This is a genomic window from uncultured Legionella sp. (genome assembly GCF_937871865.1).
Taxonomy (GTDB): domain Bacteria; phylum Pseudomonadota; class Gammaproteobacteria; order Legionellales; family Legionellaceae; genus Legionella.
The window spans coordinates 1-1105 of the sequence record NZ_CALMPD010000079.1; the positions used below are offsets into that span (position 1 = coordinate 1).

Below are 1105 nucleotides of genomic sequence, written 5' to 3' on the forward strand. Positions count from 1 at the left end.
GAAAATAAAATACAGTCTAGACCAAAAGTTAAGTTAACACTGCCGAGAGAGCAGACTCACCTTTTAGTGACACTTCCGTAACAGTTAGATTTCTATAAGCTCTTTGCACAGTTGCCGATATGTCGTCCAAAAATGGCTGTCGTAATACTGCTTTGCGACTCAGTGAATCCCTATAGCGCTCGTCAATCGTTACTCCTGAAATAGCGTGATGTGTACTGGGAATATCCGATCGAGTTAAGATCCAGGATTGCTCAAAATTAGATAGATGATAAGAGGATAACAGATCAAATAATTCTGTATCGTTTATAAAGCGATCTCTCGAATTGAAAACCTCTAAAATGGCTAGATCATTTACTAAAATTTTACCTAAAGCAGCCCTAATTGCGAAACCCGTCGTCATATGTGTAGCCATCATTCGTGTGAATGCATCTCGACTTGAGATCATTTGATTATATTTCTCAGTATTGCATTCTAAAGCAAGTAATTCTAAGAAACTCAATGCTTGTTGTGTCAAAATTGAACCAGGTATAGATGCAATAACGGCTGGGCTCAATGAAGCTTCATGATCTTCGATCCTTTGAGCGTGCACATGAAAGTTCAACTGTTTATGTACAGAAATTGTATCGATGCTAAATGGTTCAATATCTGTATCAACATACCAACCTCCGATATCATTCAAAATACTAAATCGAAATACATCAGACAAGGCTGCATAATTAGGAATGTAATCTTCTCTGACCTGAACTAATGCCTTTATCCAATCTGATAAATTCTCAGAGAGCTTAACTGATGAAATATCATGAACAACTATTGAAGAGCCTAAAATTTGCTCTTCTATTGCAACTTTGTGCGCAGAATCCACCCACAAATTAACCTTATACGTGGGATTCATTGCTTCCCAAATTTTGATCCTTTCCACATGCCAATCTCTAAGGGTGCTCCCGAGCCATATGATATGTAGTTGACGGTTCAATTCTGCACCAGTAGGTGATTTAAAAAACTCAAACTTTTTTCTCATGATTTTTTATCATTGGAATGTATTAGACCTAGTAGCCCCCAATTTCAGGAAAGTTGTCGCCTCTGAATTAAATTAATTGTGGGAGGC

At 37.6% G+C, this 1105-nt stretch carries 1 protein-coding gene; it reads right to left on the reverse strand.

The genetic code is table 11. From position 1 onward, the window contains the following. Positions 1-28: 28 nt before the first annotated feature. On the reverse strand, positions 29-1018 hold the full coding sequence (locus tag Q0495_RS04735; protein ID WP_298623665.1) for a TcdA/TcdB catalytic glycosyltransferase domain-containing protein: 990 nt from the start codon (positions 1016-1018) through the stop codon (positions 29-31). Positions 1019-1105 lie beyond the last annotated feature (87 nt).